10 protein-coding genes are annotated in these 17,714 nt (G+C 34.3%); 4 read left to right on the top strand and 6 right to left on the bottom strand.

All coding sequences use genetic code 11. From position 1 onward, the window contains the following. Positions 1–43: 43 nt before the first annotated feature. The 4 genes from M2326_RS02385 to M2326_RS02370 all read right to left on the bottom strand — a co-directional run bounded on the left by M2326_RS02385 (position 44) and on the right by M2326_RS02370 (position 6,243). A complete protein-coding gene (locus tag M2326_RS02385; protein ID WP_264617953.1) occupies positions 44–1,315 on the bottom strand; it encodes a HigA family addiction module antitoxin in 1,272 nt (423 codons plus the stop codon). 291 nt (positions 1,316–1,606) lie between these two features. After that, positions 1,607–2,416, bottom strand: coding sequence for a hypothetical protein (locus tag M2326_RS02380; RefSeq protein ID WP_264617952.1), 810 nt, complete (start codon positions 2,414–2,416; stop codon positions 1,607–1,609). 9 nt (positions 2,417–2,425) lie between these two features. Next, positions 2,426–4,906 (bottom strand): type ISP restriction/modification enzyme, encoded by a 2,481-nt coding sequence (locus tag M2326_RS02375; RefSeq protein WP_264617951.1) that lies wholly within the window; start codon positions 4,904–4,906, stop codon positions 2,426–2,428. Next, positions 4,903–6,243: an N-6 DNA methylase gene (locus M2326_RS02370; protein WP_264617950.1), complete on the bottom strand. Its 1,341-nt coding sequence runs from the start codon at positions 6,241–6,243 to the stop codon at positions 4,903–4,905. The genes M2326_RS02375 and M2326_RS02370 overlap by 4 nt, the downstream gene beginning before the upstream one ends. Positions 6,244–7,375: 1,132 nt before the next feature. Between M2326_RS02370 and M2326_RS02365 the strand changes: the two genes are divergently transcribed. Beyond that, complete coding sequence (locus tag M2326_RS02365) at positions 7,376–8,713, top strand: T9SS type A sorting domain-containing protein (RefSeq protein ID WP_264617949.1); 1,338 nt, start codon at positions 7,376–7,378, stop codon at positions 8,711–8,713. Positions 8,714–9,178: 465 nt separating this feature from the next. Beyond that, the gene (locus tag M2326_RS02360) at positions 9,179–12,037 is read left to right on the top strand and encodes an outer membrane protein assembly factor BamB family protein (protein ID WP_264617948.1); all 2,859 of its coding nucleotides are present in this window, start codon (positions 9,179–9,181) and stop codon (positions 12,035–12,037) included. Positions 12,038–12,285: 248 nt separating this feature from the next. On the opposite strand, the gene M2326_RS02355 is transcribed toward M2326_RS02360, so the two are convergent. Further along, positions 12,286–13,449 carry an aldose epimerase family protein gene (locus tag M2326_RS02355; RefSeq protein WP_264617947.1) on the bottom strand — a complete coding sequence of 388 codons (1,164 nt, stop codon included), beginning with the start codon at positions 13,447–13,449 and terminating at the stop codon, positions 12,286–12,288. Positions 13,450–13,656: 207 nt separating this feature from the next. On the opposite strand from M2326_RS02355, the gene M2326_RS02350 reads away from it, so the two are divergent. Then, complete coding sequence (locus M2326_RS02350) at positions 13,657–14,358, top strand: porin family protein (RefSeq protein ID WP_264617946.1); 702 nt, start codon at positions 13,657–13,659, stop codon at positions 14,356–14,358. On the opposite strand, the gene M2326_RS02345 is transcribed toward M2326_RS02350, so the two are convergent. After that, a complete protein-coding gene (locus M2326_RS02345) occupies positions 14,353–14,958 on the bottom strand; it encodes a hypothetical protein (RefSeq protein ID WP_264617945.1) in 606 nt (201 codons plus the stop codon). The two genes, M2326_RS02350 and M2326_RS02345, sit on opposite strands and share 6 nt — an antisense overlap. A 278-nt stretch (positions 14,959–15,236) precedes the next feature. On the opposite strand from M2326_RS02345, the gene M2326_RS02340 reads away from it, so the two are divergent. Then, positions 15,237–17,681 (top strand): bifunctional UDP-N-acetylmuramoyl-tripeptide:D-alanyl-D-alanine ligase/alanine racemase, encoded by a 2,445-nt coding sequence (locus M2326_RS02340; protein WP_264617944.1) that lies wholly within the window; start codon positions 15,237–15,239, stop codon positions 17,679–17,681. Positions 17,682–17,714 lie beyond the last annotated feature (33 nt).

Here is a 17,714-nt window from a genome sequence, read left to right as displayed (position 1 = left end):
GCTAACATGACTTTATTACTAGTTGTAATTTTATAACGTTAAATTAGTGAATTGCATTGTCAATCGTTGTGTAGGTTTTAAAATCATCTAATTCGAAACAAGCTCTTCCTCGCACAATACTTGGGTGTGTTTTGATTCTCATTGAAAATGGTACTATCGCTTCATCTTGATTGATTTTATAACTATCTCGCTTGTATTGATTCCAATCTTCGGGATTGATTAATTCATTTTGCGCAAAAAGATTTGCTTCTTTCTCTTCGGTAGAATTTTTATAATCACCGTCTTCATTTTTACTGTTAAGATCGATAAATTCTGCTTGATTGTTGTTGACCAAGTGCTCGTAAACATGCCCTAGTTCATGAAATAAAGTGAATGCAAAGTTATCTAATCTTTTTTGTCTCAAAGTCATGCCAATTGCTGGGTTTCCATCACTCCAGAAAGAAACACCGTCAACTGGTGTTTTATCTCCTTTTTCTTGGTAGATCAACTTTATACCATATTCTGAAAGACATTTTTGTACTTTCATTAGTACATCTTTATTTTCGAACAGAATATGTTTTAAGGTTTTAATTAAGTCTTCTTTACTTTCCTGATTAAAAGAAATTACATTTGTTTCACTAGCTCTAAATTGCACTAGTTTAACCCATCCCATAATATTTACCACATCTGCATGAAGCTTAGTAGATTTTTTAAATCTTGCAAAATTACTTTGCACACTCATAGTCGCCAATTGGTCTATGTTTGAGACGTGGTAAACAGTTTTAACACGCTCGATATCTAAACATGGATCTCCTGAAATTATTTTTTCTTTCTTAAAAAAAGAAATAGGAATGAAATTCTTAATTACATTCCAAATTTCTATTGCTTCTAAACGTAATTTATTTTTTTCTGTGATACGAGCTATGTCTAAGTCGTAGTTTTTTTGCATTTCAAGCCAAAAATCAGCATCAATGCCAAGGGCTTTTTCTAATAGCAATGCTGTTTCGGCATTAATATTTCTTTTTCCTTTTATGATTTCATTGAGTTGGCTGCGGTTGAATCCTATTAGTTTTGCAAACTCTATTTGAGAATAGTCGTTTGCCTCAATTTCATCTACCAAAAAAGTGCCTGGGTGTGTAGCAATTAACGGAATTATAGTTGTCGTCGTCATCTTTTGTTGTTTTTCGTAATGTTTACTTAAATCTTCGATTTCTAATACATCGATTTTTAGATCATCTGAAGCAGAAGCTACTTCATAAAAAAGAACGCGGTACTGCTTATTGACATAAACGGCACTGACCCCTTTGAGGTCGCCTTCTTTTTTTTCATAATGCAAACTTTTATTTGATATAACTGTTCAATGCGAGTGACGGATTTCAACACATTAATCGTTTTTACATATTGTTTAACCAATTGGGGATTGGATTTGAATTCTTTATACGGCTTTACAATTCCTTGGTAAAGGTCGGATAAGTACTCTTTTTGAAATTTTATGTCCATAATTGGTTTTGCAAACACGCAATTTGTTCACGTATTTGTGAATATTCATGTGTTTAATATTTTATTCCTTAGATTGAATTAATAAGTGAAAATCGATTAGAATCAATAGAAAGATCTTAAAACAAGGTTACAAACAATCTTTTATATCTTCAAAATCATCTAGAAAACCAATCTTTTTATAGTCCAGTAGTTTAATATTCAATTGATACCTTTGATCTAAAAGAGATTTCGAAATAGAAATCAAACAATCACCCAATTTTTCTTGAATGTGATTTTGTACTCCTTCCCAAGTAAATTCAGCTTCTGAACCTTGTCCTACTCCTTCCAAAAAGTTGCTTTGATCATTGATATAATACAATTTGTCACCCCCTAATAATTTTGTCAATTTGGCTTTTTGTAGGCGAAATTTATCAAAGTGACCGTGGTAAAAACTATCTCTTTCTTGAATAGTATCGCATAATGTCCACCAACGTGAATAGTAGTAAAAATCGATATCGACTATTTCATCATAAATAGTGAGGTAATCGTATTCACCATTCACTGAAAGTGGCTCAAAATCATAATTTGCTAAGGCAATTTCTCGTTCTTCTTCAGAAATACTTTTTGGGTCGGGCAAAGGTTTTTCATCAGTCGATTCATACCAGTTCCAATACGCACTCATTTGAAACAATGCATCTCCATGTTTTTCAAAAAGCAATCTTTGTTGGTAATTACAAGAGGTCAGCCTGTATTTACTTATAAATGGTTTTTTTTCAATAGTTCCTAATAAAATAAAATCATCTTTTGTTTCATGTCCTAGTAATGTTGCGTATTTTGAATGGCTGTAGTACCCGTATTCTACCGAAAAACAAAGGCGATTGGCTAGGTCATTTGCCAAGGCTTCGATAGTACACAAGTCTAAATTATGATTGCTTAGTGTAGAAATATCACAGCCCATTAGTTCTTTTTATAATTCAATTTTATCAATCTCCTTCATAATTCTATCGGTCTCGAATAACGCTACAATCATTTTTTGATAATGCAAAATATCCTCAAATGATAATTCTCGTTCCTTGCGGTCTTTGAGCCACTTTTGAGCGGGCTGGTAGCCACCAATATAGAAGTTCCAAGCGGTTTCGGGTACCTTATCAAAATATTGGGTTTCGTTGATGTAAACACGACCTAGATTTTGGTGCTGGTGATTCTCTGTACTGTCAGTATCACAATTCCCCTCCATTGGAGGGGTGCCCATAGGGCGGGGTGGTTTTTCATGATCTAATGAAACACTATAATGTTCAATAATAAAACGCTCTAAATCTGATAGTGCTTTTAACATGTTTTGCAATACATCAACAACGGGTATTCTAAAGATTTTTAATCCTAAAGAATTCAAATATCGCTCTCTTTCCGCGTCATATTTTTCTTTACCATCATGACTTGAGCCATCAATTTCAACAACTAGTCCTAATTTTTTCACATAAAAATCGACAATGTAATTACCAATGATGCGCTGTCTGTCAAAATCTATTTTATAAAAATGATTTTTATGAACCTGCATCCAGAATAACACTTCGGATAAATTTTCAGCATATCTAAGTTCTTTTGCTCTTTGTTTTAATTTTGGATTATAAGGAAGTTCGGTTATCGTATTGTGATAAATAGTGGTGTTTTTTATGATGAAATGGGGTGTTTCGATGTTTGTATTTACCACCCCACCCTTCGGGCACCCCTCCAATGGAGGGGAATTGAGCGGCTTGCTAATGACATATTTTGGTTTTCCTACAATATTATCGCCATCTTCGGGATATTCGGTGATGTAGTTTTCTACGGTTTCGCTTTCTAGTAAATGCAACTGACGCAATTGACCACCCAATACAACTAACTCCCAAAATTTTGTAACATCGGTTGGATAAGGTACTCTTGGAAAATCAATTTTCAAAAATTCTTTGTAAGTCTCACGATACGTAGGCGAATGCAAAACGGCATAGATATAATCAAGAAGATCGATGGGTGCTATTTCTCCGTTTTGGAATTCCCCTTTTGAGCGGTGCCCGTAGGGTGGGCTGGTTTTTTCGGCAACAAAATTCAAACCCAAACCATCTGCAAATTTCTTGACCATTTCCATGTTTAAGTTTGGTACTCGCTCAGAAGTTTCTAATAGGTTTTGTTGGGAATTGGGTTCAGGGTAAAGGTAGAGTGGGAAAACTGTGCCTCCTCCACGATAGTAAATGTTTTGGTCTGTTATTGTATTACTTATAAATGCTAAGTTCCAAGCCATATTGCCTACTGCTTGTCCTTGTTTTCCTGAAATTAAAGCGTAATTATCTTTTGAAAAATTACCTAGAACCTTTGTGTTGGGTCTTGCAACAATTTGTGAATCATAATAAACTTTTCTTTTATCGAATGGTCTATATTCAACTTTACGAATTTTTTCATCAATATTACTTGTGTCTGTAGTGCTTCTGACTAAATTAGCATCCCATTTGTCCTTATCTTTAATTACCAAATCAAATGTTTTGCATACTTCATCAACTGATTTGGATTTGTCGAAAAAATAATTAAGTTTAGTTTTTAAGTTTTCAGTATCAAAATCAATTGCTAGTTTGTCACGTTTTGTTAATAATCCTAATGATTTAATTTGAAATAAATCATTAATTATAAAAGTACTTTTTTCAACCTCAAAATCATTTAGTTTTTTATCTGCAAAGAAATAGTTTGGTTCTTCTAGATTAACTTTGTTATAAGGAATTGTTTTAATTCCATTTTTAATTAGGAAGTCATATTTTGATTCTCTTTTTCCAAATAAATCGAAATGAAAAACTTCTCCTAACTCCTCTTTGTTCTTTTTTCCAGTTTTTATAAACAGATTTATTGAAACGCCTTGCATAATATCAAATACGTTTTGATCTACAGAACCGTCAGGGCAAACCTCTTTTTTCTTGCTATTTCCATGCAAATCAATTGTATAGATTTTATCAAAACTATTTAGTAAGTTCCATCTCATTCCTCTGAAAGTGAAATTGTCCAAAAAACCATGAGGATTGATAAAAGCTAAAATTCCTTCTCCGTTTTTATCAATAAAATGTTGCCCGAAACGCATAAATTTTACATAATCGTCATTTATAAATTTAGAGTTTTGTTCTTTTAATTTTTCTTTCCCTCCTGGTTCTTTTTTGTAATCCTCCATCAAGTTCATAATCCATTCGCCTTTGTTGGAACTTTCTCCACTATACGGCGGATTCCCAATCACCACCATTACAGGCGCATCACGCTTAATTGCATTCGCTTGGTCGGCTTCGTCAGATAGCCAAGAACTAAATAAGGTTTGGGTATCAGGATGGGCTTCTTCGAGTGAATTGGTCAAAAATATTTTCAACCTTTGCTCTTCCCCTCCTTTGGAGGGGTGCCCATCGGGCGGGGTGGTCGGTTTGTAACCGGTCTCAGTCAAAAGCATGTCCATTTTAAGTGTGCCATAGCATAACTCGCCATTAATAACTCAAAACCATTCAAACGCGGAATTAAATCATTGGTTACATATTTGCTCCAAATGCCTTGTTGTCCTTTAAATTTTTGGTGAATGTGTTTCACTACTTCTGCCAAAAACGTTCCTGTTCCTGTGGCGGGATCTAGGATTTGTACTTTGTGCACTTCAATTTCAGTTTCGACTTCAATAATTTTCGATTTGGCGCCTTTGCCCGTTTGGGTAACGGCTTTCTTTTTGATTTTGGTTTTGGAAGTATCTGCCAAACCTTGTGGCAAATTGAATTCGGTTTTCAAAATATCATCTACGGCACGAACGATGAAATTAACCACGGGTTGCGGCGTGTACCAAACCCCACGTGCTTTGCGTAGCGCAGGATTGTATTCGCCCAAAAAGGTTTCGTAAAAATGCACAACGGGATCTTCTTGCTTGGTGCTTTTACCAAAGTTTTTCATGATATGCGCCACATCTGTCGCCAGAAATATGCTGACCAATTCATCTACAATCCACACCAAACGGCTATCAAGATCGTAACCCGCAATGTCTTGGAATAATTTTCGTAAAAATGGATTTGATTTCGGGATTAGTTCCGCTGCTTCCATTCGAGAAAAAGTAGGCAAAGTAGGGTCATGATAGCGCGCGGCAAACATACCATATGCAATGGTTTGCGAGTAAATATCCGAGAATGATTTGTTGTCAATATCATGAATCAACATTTGCTGGAACGATAGCATTTGTGATTTTAATTGTGATCGGGTGTTTTCAACATCGTCATGGTTTAATGATTTTTCGATAACATCAGCCATCAACCGTGCTTTTCCCGCCATCATTTGCGCTAGCTTCGTTGGCGATTTGATGGATTGCGAAATGACTTCGGCAAAATTTTGAATGAGGTGTGTGAACTCATTAAAATTACCTTCAATCGGAATAATATTGCCATTGTCTAATTTTGCAATGGCAATTTTTGTGATTAACTGACCGTCTTTATAAAAATGAAAGTCCATATAATCTGTAAAAATCAAATTGGATAGCCCTGATTTGTAGCGATCAAATTGTTCTTTTAGAGTTTTACTACCCAAATCCACGCCAATGTCTTTGGCTTCAATATAGCCAACAGGAATATCTTTGCGTGTCAATACATAATCAGGTGCACCACAGGCTACGCGTGCGGGTTCATTGGTTACCAAAACATCTGGTAAAATGGCCATTATTAAATTTTGTAAATCACCACGGTAGGAGTGTTCACGTGCGTTGCCTGTTTGAAATAAAATAGTTATTTTGGTAATATACTGCTGAATGGTCATCGTTAAAAGTTGAAATTAATGGTTTACCCTTCAATTAAAAGGCTTCAATTGATAGTGTAAAGTAGTGAACTTTATAGTGAAGTGGTATTGTATAAAGTCCTTATGATAGTCAAATATACTTTATTAAATTTTAGTTTCTAAAAAAATAAAGTGAATCGAAGTTTTGATGTGTATTAATAAAATAGGATTATAAAGGAACTGTATTGCTGAAAAATGGGATTGGTAGTATTGAAGAAAATATTTTCTAGAAATAACTTCAGTAATGGAGAATTGTTGCCGAATAAACGGAGGGGATTTTTTAATTTTCCTAATTCATATAACATGTAGTGGTTACACTTTTGACTTCTATGATTTTAGCGAAGTTTCTCTGGTGTTAAGATTTTTCATAGTATTACTGTTTCTATAATTACGTAGTGTCCTGTCTTTTTTTAAATTCGAATAATCCAAAAAGAGCGCAAAACTATTTCTCTTAGTGCTTGCTTTCTACTTTTTTTCGAATTAAAATAGGCATCTGCTAGGAAAACCTTTTTTGTTTTAGAGAATAAAAATAGTTACCGGAAAAAAAGTAGCATTTAAAAAACAGTGGTAAAGTTTATTTGTTTGAGGAGGAAAACGGTAATGCCCTTTTAGTTTATTCAGAAGTGTAACTAAAGTAAAAATAGACTTGTAATAGAATCGTGTAGTAAAACGATAAGCTTGGTGGTCCGTGTTTTAATTAGGTAAATTGTGTAAAATAGTGTAACTTTATGGTAGTTGCTTTACCAAAAAGAAAAGTATTAAGCGATTCGAGTTTTCCTGTATTTTGAAAACAATTGGAGATGGAGTAAGACCATTGAAATTTGATAAATATAAAATGATTGACAATTAAAATTACTTTATGTGTGATTATATATAGGTATTTATCCTAATAAAATAAAGATAAAATTCAATGGGGTAAAATAATACTATGCATTGATAAGATTCTTTTGGTGGTGAGTAGAATTAACTATATATTTATGGTATGAATAAGTTGTAGCTTGATATTTTACTCATAAAGACCTATTACTTACCCATAAAGACAATAAAGTATCGGTAATTGTATACTTTTGAATTACACTATTTAAAATATTAATATTAACTAAATTAAATTATTATGAAAACAGAATTACTTAAAAAATTAACATTTGCAGTTGTGCTTTTTGCAGCTACAAGTATGTCGGCACAGCTATTTAATTTTCGAACTGGAGGTCAACAAGGATGGGCTGAAGGTTTTGGTAATGCAGGTACAGGTGTTGTTTCTTACTCCGCAACAGGAGGTGAAGTAGGTACTGGAGCATTACAACTTACAAGAGCTAGTAATAATGCAAACTTTGGTTACAACACGGCATTGCCAGTGCCAGGAACACAAGGGATTGATGGTAGTGTTAAAAAATATATTAAGATTAGGTATAAAAATGAAACACTTGCTTCACAATTTAGAGTACAAGGTAACAGTGCCACTGGAGCGATAACTAATACTATTTTTCCCATAACACCTAGTAGTACTGGTTTAGTTGGTTCTGGTACATGGACAACTGCATACATAGACATGACAGGTGTTGCGAATTGGACATCAAACATAAATGATTTAGATATTCTTCTAAGAATTGGTTATGTACCTGCTGAGACAGGATCATTATATATAGATAATATTGAATTTATTGAATCAATTCCTCCTGCATCTATGAGTGGTATCGTTCAAAATCCAGGTTTTGAAGATTTAGGTGGTTCAGTTGCCCCATGGAGTCCTGCTAATCAAAGTTATGCTAATGTTGCTGTTAGTTCAGCAGAAAAACATGCAGGATCTTACAGCTTAAAGCATACCTATGTTGCTACTCCTGCGACTACAGATCCTACACATTTTGTTTTTAACAATTATATACATACTCTTCCAGCTTCAACTTCAGATTTTATTGTGGCGTCAATTTGGGTTAAAGTAGTAAGAGCAGGTGGAGTATCTCCAACAATCGATATTCAAGGTCAAGGTAGAACAGGAACTACAACAGTTGTAACTGAATTATCTACGTTTTCTGATACAAAAACTACGACTAAAACAGATGGATCTTGGGAACAAGTTAATTTTTCTTTCACACCTACTGCACCTTATTCAACTGCTCAATTTAGATATGGAATTGCCGTAACCAATTTGATGGCTGGAGATGTTATATATGTTGATGATATAACTGCCACTACTACTGCGAATTTGTCTACGAAAACAAGTACTATTGAAGGTTTTGGAGTGTATCCTAATCCAGCTACTACTTTTGTAAGTGTTACTTCAAAAAATGGTGGTTTAATTTCAGTTTACAATACATTAGGCGCAGAGGTATTAGCAGATAAAGCTGTTTCTGCAAATTATCAATTGAATGTTTCAGGATTAAGCTCAGGAGTTTATTTATTAAAATTAACTTCAGAAGGAAAATCAGGAATTACCAAATTGGTAATTAAATAATTTCCTTTTAAATATATTTATAAAACCGTCAAACTTTTTAGTAAGTTTGGCGGTTTTTTTATGCTTTTTTTAGAAGTACAGTTCACTCTAAAGTAAAAAATGCTTCCTTGTAGGGAGCATTTTTTGTTGTATTGTACTTGCTGGCTAATTTTAGCTGATAACTCTGGATTGAAAAACATCCAATTCTACTGTGTTGGTTATAAATGTATAATAGTCAACTGTCTTTTGTGAGATCGAGCAAAGTAAGTGTACTAATGGTTCTTGACTTTGCCCGAACGGACAGTAGGACTTATATATAATAGCTGCGATCATAAAGTTTTTTATAAAATCCAATAAATATACTTAGACAGACATTTCATTTACCCATTCACACAGCGCATCCATTATAAAAGACGTATTTTGGTATAGCTACTAGAAAAGCAGTGTGAAAAACAACTGCTATCTAGCTTTTAACCAAAATAACCAATGATTAAATTAAAAAATCAAATGAAAAGTAACCGTTTAGTCCGAATGAAAATCTATTTGTCGGTAGTATTAATAAGTAGCACCCTAATTGGATATGCAAATACAATTAAAGACGAGGGCGTGATTAGTATTGATACTAAATACACGATCACCAAAGTACGTACTGCTGTAGATAAAAAAGGCACTTATGTGGCCTGTACGAGTTATGAAGGTACCGTCTTGGCTGTAGGCTATGATGGCGAAATAAGATGGGAGAATAAATTATCTGGTTTCATGAATCATGATTTATGGACTGGTGATATTGATAACGATGGCATTGATGAAATTTTTGTTGCAAATGCAGATGGTGCTGTTTATTGTTTGAATAGCAAAGGAAAATTACTATGGAAATTCAAACAAAATGAAGCTCCTATGTATTCGGTTTGTGTGGTTAAAAAAGAAGGCAAGGCCTATGTCGTTTGTGGCGGTTATGACAACAGTTATTATTATGTATCTCCAAAAGGCCAATTGGTAAGTGAAATAGCTTCCAAAACGTATTCGGTAGAGAAGGCTTCCAGTAAAGCTGCCAAGGAGTTGCCTCCAAGCGGATTGCATATTACCAATTTTTTGAGACCTGCAAAATTGGCTAATGGTAAAGAAATATTGGTAGTACATGGAGTTCAAAACAGTATGAGTGGTAACGGTACGGTTTATTTTTTCAACCCTTTGGACAAATTACCTTATGAAACGATAGTAATAAAAAAGAATGGTCCTTATGGTGATCTAAAGATTGCCGATGTGGATCTAGATGGTAATAGTGAAGTTTTAATGGGACGTACCGGCGCGCAAGCAAAAGGAATGACCTTTATAAAAATTGACATTGCAAATCCTAAAAAATTGACAGCAGTTGATTTTAAAAATGTAAAAAATAAAGAATCACTCAATAGAGGGATGTATCGTGTCATTCAAACAGACGTATTCAATAATAATGGTAAGCAAGCTTATATTTCTCTTTTTGGAAGCGACATCGTTATCAATAACGTAGGAGAAAAAGATAATACAGCAGAAGTAGTACCTACACGTTTCTCTTTTAATGATATGTGCATGGATCGAAATTCAAATAAAATGATTTTAGCCAGTGCTCAAAGTGGAGGTAGTGCCATTCAGATTATTGATCTTAATAACAAAAAATGGAAGAAAGATTTCGAGAATTTAATTCCTCTAGGAAAAATACAAGACATATTATCAAATACCAAAGTTATAAAAGATAATTTAAAAAAGTTTGAAAAACCTTCTTATCAAAAAGAGTCGGCTACAGTTTATTTTATGTCTGAAAGTAGAAAAAAAGAGGGTGCAGCAGAAGCTATGGATCGAATTGAATCAAAGTATAAAAATCCTGTATTCTTGAACGGAGGTAGTTTTGATAAAGAAAACTGGGACCGTTCTGCGATGCCAAGTGAAGTGTATAAAAACAAACGTGACGGTAGAATGAAATATATACTTACTCAAGATCAAGTCTTAGAGATACTTGCCAAAAAACACAGTCAGTCCAATGGGAAAGGGATTTCTTATTGGGGGGGTCATGGTAACGATCCTTATATGTACCAAGTCGAAACAACCAAGAAAGGATTGGATTTGGCTAACGGTAATAAAACAGTAATTATATACCCCGAAGTGGAAGATCATTCAGAGGCATTTACATTTGTGATGAATGATTTAATCTTGCCTTTGGCTGAGTATGCTTCAACAAGAAATGGTAGTTTGTACCTGCGTAATAAGCATTTGTTTTGGCAATCAAGTGTGTATATGGACAAATGGCAACCCTTGGTTTCTGGGCAATACGCTAGTGTGTTTGTTCCTGCCATGGAGGAAACTACCGATAAATCTATGGAATTAAGTTTTACAGCCAGATTAGGATTATGGGCTGCAGGTTCCGTTGATAGTTTTGGAGCACGTTGCGCTAGAGACAATACTAGTTTTGACCGTTTACGTCAGCATTCGAACCAAACGTTGCCGAACCATTTTTTAAGAACAATGGTGTATTCTATTGCCAGTGGAGCGCAGTTTATTGATAATTTTCCAGTGGATCAGGAATACATGAGTATGCTTTGGGACTTAGTGGCTCAAGGTGCTATTTATGTGCCAAAACGTGCTGATATTTTGAGCTTTTCGCCGGTACATTTAAGCATTGCCAATCCAGACGAAGAGTATCTTAACGATGCGAGTAACGTGAAATGGTTGACCTTTTTTGATAAAGATAAAAAAGACAGTGAACCTTTCGCTTTCAGTAGATTAAACGGAACATGGCCAGGAGCGCCATTAACCGAATGGGATTTTTCAAGATATGCTGCAGGTGCAACCGAAAGAAGATTGAACTTTATTCCGAAATATAGTAACGGGATGGTTTTGATTACGCCCCCACAACTAGGTGTTTTTGCCGATAAAAATGCATTTAGGAAACCATTGGTCGACAACATTCATCCATGGTACAAAAACATTACGAAAGAATATTATTCAGATGGTAAGAACTATTTTTCTGCGGACGGAAAAACGACCTATGCTCCAAATGAATATTACAAAGTGATTGAAGAGGATATTAAGAAAAGCGCGGCCTTGATTCCGATTACGGTTTCTGGAAATGTAGGTTGGGTTGTTGCGCAAGTAGGGCCAAAACAACTGCGTTTGACATTGGTTGAAAACGGATATATCAATCCAAACAATGCCAAAGCAATCGTTAAAATTAATAACATCAAAGTGAAGAAGATGAAAGATATTTTGAACAACGAAGAATTTAAAGGAACTACTAATTCTACAGTTGGAATTGATATCCCAATGGGAGGATTTCGTTTCATCGATATAGAATTAGAAGATGAATTATAGTCCAAAAACTTTATTACGCTTATAATAAAAACCTCGAAATTATTGGATTTCGAGGTTTTTGTTTATTATAAAGTATATGAATTATTTAATTCAAGATTATCTGAAGTTGGTTAGCACTTATGTATGTAGTAAAGCTTGAGTTTGCCTGAAAAGGTTAATTAGGTAAAGACCACCTATTTTAAGGACTAATAATAAGGACAAATTATAGACCACAGCAAAGTAGCACGAACAGGACAAGAGTAGTTATCCTATTTTGATAGTATTCCAAATGTATATACACAGGTAGAATGGTATGTTTGTCCTGGTTCTAAGGTGGTTTTGGTAAAATTACCTTGGTTCGGTGCATCAGGAAAATGCTGTGATTCCAGACAGAATGCCCCTCTGTAAAGATAAGCCTTACCACTTTTACCAATGAGTGAACCGTCAAAATAATTGCTTTCATAAAATTGTAAGCCAGGTTCGTTGGTGTAAATCTCAAGCGTTCGACCGTTTTTGGGTTGGGTAATTTTGGCGGCAAATACAAGACCGTTTTTGTTTTTCGGGCTGTTATTCAAAACGTAGTTTTGGTCGTAACCACTGGCAATTGTAAGTTGTTGGTTTTGTTGGTGTAGATCTTGACCAATAGCTTTTGGAACTCTAAAGTCAAATGGAGAACCTTGTACTGAAGTAATTTCGCCAATTGGAATTTGGTCAGCGTTAAGTGGAGTGTAATTATTGGCATTAATCATCAAAATATGATCGTTGACATTGCCGTTTCCTTCACCAGATAGATTAAAGAACGAATGATTAGTGAGATTTACAATTGTACTCTTGTCTGTAGTTGCACTGTAATCTATGATAAGTTCGTTTGAATTGGTCAAAGTGTATTTGGTAGTGACTTGTAGATTCCCAGGGTAACCTTCTTCTCCATCTGGTGAAAGACGGGAGAATTCTATTTGGTTGGAAGCCAGTTGTACTGCATCCCAGACTTGGTTGTTATAACCGTTATTACCTCCGTGAGAATGGTTTTTACCATTATTTACCGTAAGTGTATATTTATTTTGATGTACAGTAAATTCTCCATTGGCGATGCGGTTGGCAGAGCGGCCAATGATAGCTCCAATATATTTTGCTTTCGGATTTTTGTAATCTTCGAGAGTATTAAAACCCAAGACAATATCTTCAAATTTTCCGTTTTGGTCGGGAACCATTAAGGAAACAAGCCGTTGCCCGTAATTGGTAAAGGTAATTTCGATTCCGTTTTTATTTCGCAACACATACAAATGTGTTTTTTTTCCATCAATAATGGACTCAAAATGAGCGGGATCAATTTTTGCTTTTAAAGGCTTAAGTTGGACTTGATCTGTCTTGAAAGTTTTTTTACCACAACCGAAAAGCATTGTTAGTAAAAGTATGTAAAGTGAAAATCGCATAATAAAGGAGTAAAGTATAGTCAAATATAAGTGTTTTGACTTGTAAGTGAAAGGTAATTGAAATTTGATAAGTTAGAAAAGGTACTTTTAAATATTTATATTTGCATTTCGTTGGCTCTATTAATGATAACCTTAGATAGAATATCTTAAAAAGAAAAAAGGACTCAACAAAAATGATTTTTATTTATTCTATAATATAACTCTATAATGCGACAACTACCGATTTTACTATTTATGTTTTCGTTTTTTAACCTATCTGCACAGGAAGACATAGACGAAGAAAAACCAACTTTAGTTGTGGTAGATTCACTTTATCGTGAAGATCAGTTTTATTTTGGTTTCACCTTTAATACTTTACAAAACGGTCCTGCAAATTTAAACCAAAGTAAATTTAGTACTGGTTTTTCAGCCGGTTTTTTGAGAGATATGCCAGTCAATAAAAAGAGAAATATTGCATTTGCCACGGGTTTGGGATTTACCTACAATAATAACATTCAAAATATAAAAATTCGTCAATCGGGACAAACCAATACGTACTCGGTTTTTGCTTCAGCTTCGGATTACAGTAAAAACCGTTTTTCTCAACTGTACGTAGATGTTCCAATTGAGTTTCGTTGGCGTACTTCCACCTACGAATCCTATAAATTTTGGCGTATTTATGGTGGGGTAAAATTTAGTTATTTGGTTTCTAATCGTTATGTTTCAGAAGTAAATAACTCCAAAATAGTCATTAATAATAATAAAGATTTTGAGAAATTACAGTATGGATTGTATTTGGCCACAGGTTACAATACGTTCAATATTTATGCCTATTATGGTTTGAATTCTCTTTTCAAATCAGCAGATATTTCGAATGAAAAACTGAATTTGAATGCCCTCAATTTGGGGGTTATTTTCTATATCCTATAACCAGACAAACAGGAATAACAGTTGTGGAATACTACCAATAAAGAGTCCAATGGTTAACTCTCTTGAGGTATGTGCTTTCATTTCAAGTCGTGACGATGCTACTGCACCATTCATAAAAATTAAAAAACCAATCCAGAAAGTATTTTGGGTGTGGAAATGAATACTCAAGCCAAAAACAAAAACCGTTAATGCACTTATTCCGATCATATGAAGGCTCGCCTTGGTCTTGAGAAATAGTAAAATTAAAGCAGTAAGCGAACTGAATAGAGCCCCAAGAAAGAAGAAATGAAACTCTGGATAGCGCTCAATTGTAATTCCTTTTTTGACTAATAGTATAATCAAAAAGGATTGTATTAATAAAGGGATTTTGCGTTCTCCTATTTTTGGTGCCATTACAGAGCCTATTTTACCTATGGAACGCAATAGCATAAAGACGAGTAATGGTAAAATAATAGTAACAACGATTATTTGAAGAAATATGAGTAATTTTTCTTTAGTAATTGCTGTCGAATGATTAGCAAATACGTAAAAAAAAGTAGCGTAGAGCGGTATGAATAACGGATGAAAGAGATACGAAATGAAAGTGAGAAATTTTTTCAATGTGGTGGTATTGGTTAGCCTTACAAATATAATAAAATTGTTTGATGATACTATGTCATGAGTGGGGATTTGGTTGTATAATTTATTAAAAATTAGATAGGTAAGAAATGAAATTTAGCTTAGTTTTTTTACTTTATCACTAGAATTAAAAATAGGTTTGAGCAACTTTGTTCATGAATGCTATCTGTAAAGAATTTGGAGTTTTTTTGAAATAAAAGAATTGGCTAATCAAGAAATGAGTAAGAAGTGTTATTTTTGACGTAGTTTATATAAAGACCATGAGCATACTATTAAAAAATATTATTTCTGTTTTTTCGGCAAGTTGCACAACAGATATCAATGACGTGATGATCGATCATGTTTCCATTGATAGCCGATCTTCTCATAATGGAGCCAATACCTTGTTCTTTTCGTTAATAGGTCCAAATAATGATGGACATCTCTATATAAAGGACTTGATCGCTGGAGGTGTACGTAATTTTGTAGTGACATATATTCCAGATGGATTAGAAAATAAAGCCCATTTTTTGGTGGTAGACAATACCTTGGTTGCCTTGCAGAAGTTTGCCATATATTACCGTGGATTATTTCATTTTCCGGTAATTGGAATTACGGGAAGTAACGGAAAAACAATTGTAAAAGAGTGGCTGAATTTCTTATTGAGTCCAGATTTTAATATCATTCGTTCTCCAAAAAGTTTTAACTCGCAAGTCGGGGTCCCTCTGTCTGTGATAGGAATCAATGAGATGCACAATTTGGGGATTTTTGAAGTTGGAATTTCTACCGTTGCAGAAATGGAAAAGCTGGAGCCTATCGTGAAACCTACTATTGGTGTTTTGACCAATATAGGAACTTCGCATGATGTGGGTTTTGAAAATACTCATCAAAAAATAAGTGAAAAATTAAAACTATTTAAGAGTGCCGCTGTTTTGATCTACAAGAAAGACCAAAAAGTAGATGCTTTACTTTCGAAAAATATAAAAACATTCAGTTGGAGTTTTGACGATGATACGGCTGCAGTTTTTATTTCGAAAACAATCATTTTGAATCAAAAAACAACTATTAGTTATCGATATAACGGAAAATATTTTGATATCGAAATTCCATTCGAAGATATGGCTTCCGTTGAAAATGCTATATCGTGTCTGATGGTTTTATTATATATGAACTATGACGCTGCAATCATTGAGACCCGAATGGCGATGTTGTATCCTGTAGAAATGCGTTTGGAAGTAAAAAACGGAATCAATAATTGCAACTTGATTGATGATAGTTACAGCTCTGATTTTCAATCATTGAAAATAGCATTGGATTTTTTAGAAAGTCAAAATAAATTCCAAAAGAAAACACTTATACTTTCAGATATTTTTCAAAGTGGTTTAACGGAGGAAGCTTTGTATAGCCAAGTCGCCAAATTGGTAGTTGCCAATCATATTCAGCGTGTGATCGGAATAGGTACAACAATTTCGGCTTTCAAAGATCGATTTGTCAATTGTATTACTTACACTGATACAGCCGATTTTTTAGCCGATTTTTCAAATCTAGATTTTTCGAATGAAACCATTTTGGTGAAAGGTGCACGAAGTTTTGAATTTGAAGAAGTTGTAGCCGTTTTGGAGCAAAAAAAACATGAAACTGTTCTCGAAATTAACCTGAATGCTTTGAGTGATAATTTGAATTTTTTTAAAGCCAAATTAAAGCCAAAGGTCAAAATTATGGTCATGGTCAAAGCTTTTGGCTATGGTAACGGCGGACTTGAAATTGCAAGTTTGCTGGAACACCATCAAGTCGATTATTTGGGTGTAGCTTTCGCTGATGAGGGAATTTCATTAAAAAATGACGGAATTCGTTTGCCTATTATGGTATTAAATCCAGAGAGTACTAGTTTTTCGTCTATTATTCAATACCAATTAGAACCAGAAATTTACAGTTTACGGGGTTTGAAAAATTTTTTAAAAATAGCAGAAAGTAAAAAAATTAAAAACTTTCCGATTCATATCAAAATCGATACTGGGATGCACCGTTTGGGGTTTGAACGAAAAGATATCCCCGAATTAATTCAGATTTTGAAAGTAAGTCACACTGTGCAAGTCAAAAGTATTTTATCGCACATGGCTACTAGCGATGATAAAAAACAGTATGAATTTGCCAAAGGCCAGATTCGGCTTTTTGATGAACTTTCGAGTCAAATAACATCTGAGTTGCAGATTAATCCGATCCGTCATATTTTGAACACTTCAGGCATTAGTAATTTTCCAGAAGCACAATTCAATATGGTACGACTAGGCATTGGGATTTATGGCGTTTCCAACGATCCGCAAGAACAAAAATTTTTGGAAAACGTAGGGACGTTAAAATCGCTCATATCACAAATACGTACTATACCAGCGGGAGATAGTGTTGGATACGGCAGACGCTTTATGGCAGAAAAAGAAACCAAAATAGCGACCATTCCGATCGGTTATGCAGACGGCATTTCACGCGGTTGGGGTAATGGAGTGGGGTATGTGACCATAAAACAACATAAAGCAAAGATTATAGGTAGCGTTTGCATGGATATGCTAATGGTTGACGTGTCTGAAATTGCCTGTAATGAGGGGGACGATGTCATTATTTTTGGCGAAAGCCCAACGGTTGTAGAAATAGCAGAAGCATTAAATACGATTCCGTATGAAATTTTAACTAGTATTTCACAGCGGGTAAAAAGAGTTTTTTATAGATAATAATGGGTTTTAAACGAGAATTAATGCTTACTG

This window comes from Flavobacterium psychraerolatum (assembly GCF_025960985.1).
Classification (GTDB): domain Bacteria; phylum Bacteroidota; class Bacteroidia; order Flavobacteriales; family Flavobacteriaceae; genus Flavobacterium.
Note: the sequence above shows the minus strand (reverse complement) of the source record. Positions and strands in the feature narration are given on the sequence as shown.

Coding starts and splice junctions, on each gene's coding strand:
- M2326_RS02380 (WP_264617952.1), bottom strand. CDS start 2,416: ATGGGCTGTGATATTTCTACACTAAGCAATCATAATTTAGACTTGTGT.
- M2326_RS02370 (WP_264617950.1), bottom strand. CDS start 6,243: ATGACCATTCAGCAGTATATTACCAAAATAACTATTTTATTTCAAACA.
- M2326_RS02365 (WP_264617949.1), top strand. CDS start 7,376: ATGAAAACAGAATTACTTAAAAAATTAACATTTGCAGTTGTGCTTTTT.
- M2326_RS02360 (WP_264617948.1), top strand. CDS start 9,179: ATGATTAAATTAAAAAATCAAATGAAAAGTAACCGTTTAGTCCGAATG.
- M2326_RS02355 (WP_264617947.1), bottom strand. CDS start 13,449: ATGCGATTTTCACTTTACATACTTTTACTAACAATGCTTTTCGGTTGT.
- M2326_RS02350 (WP_264617946.1), top strand. CDS start 13,657: ATGCGACAACTACCGATTTTACTATTTATGTTTTCGTTTTTTAACCTA.
- M2326_RS02340 (WP_264617944.1), top strand. CDS start 15,237: ATGAGCATACTATTAAAAAATATTATTTCTGTTTTTTCGGCAAGTTGC.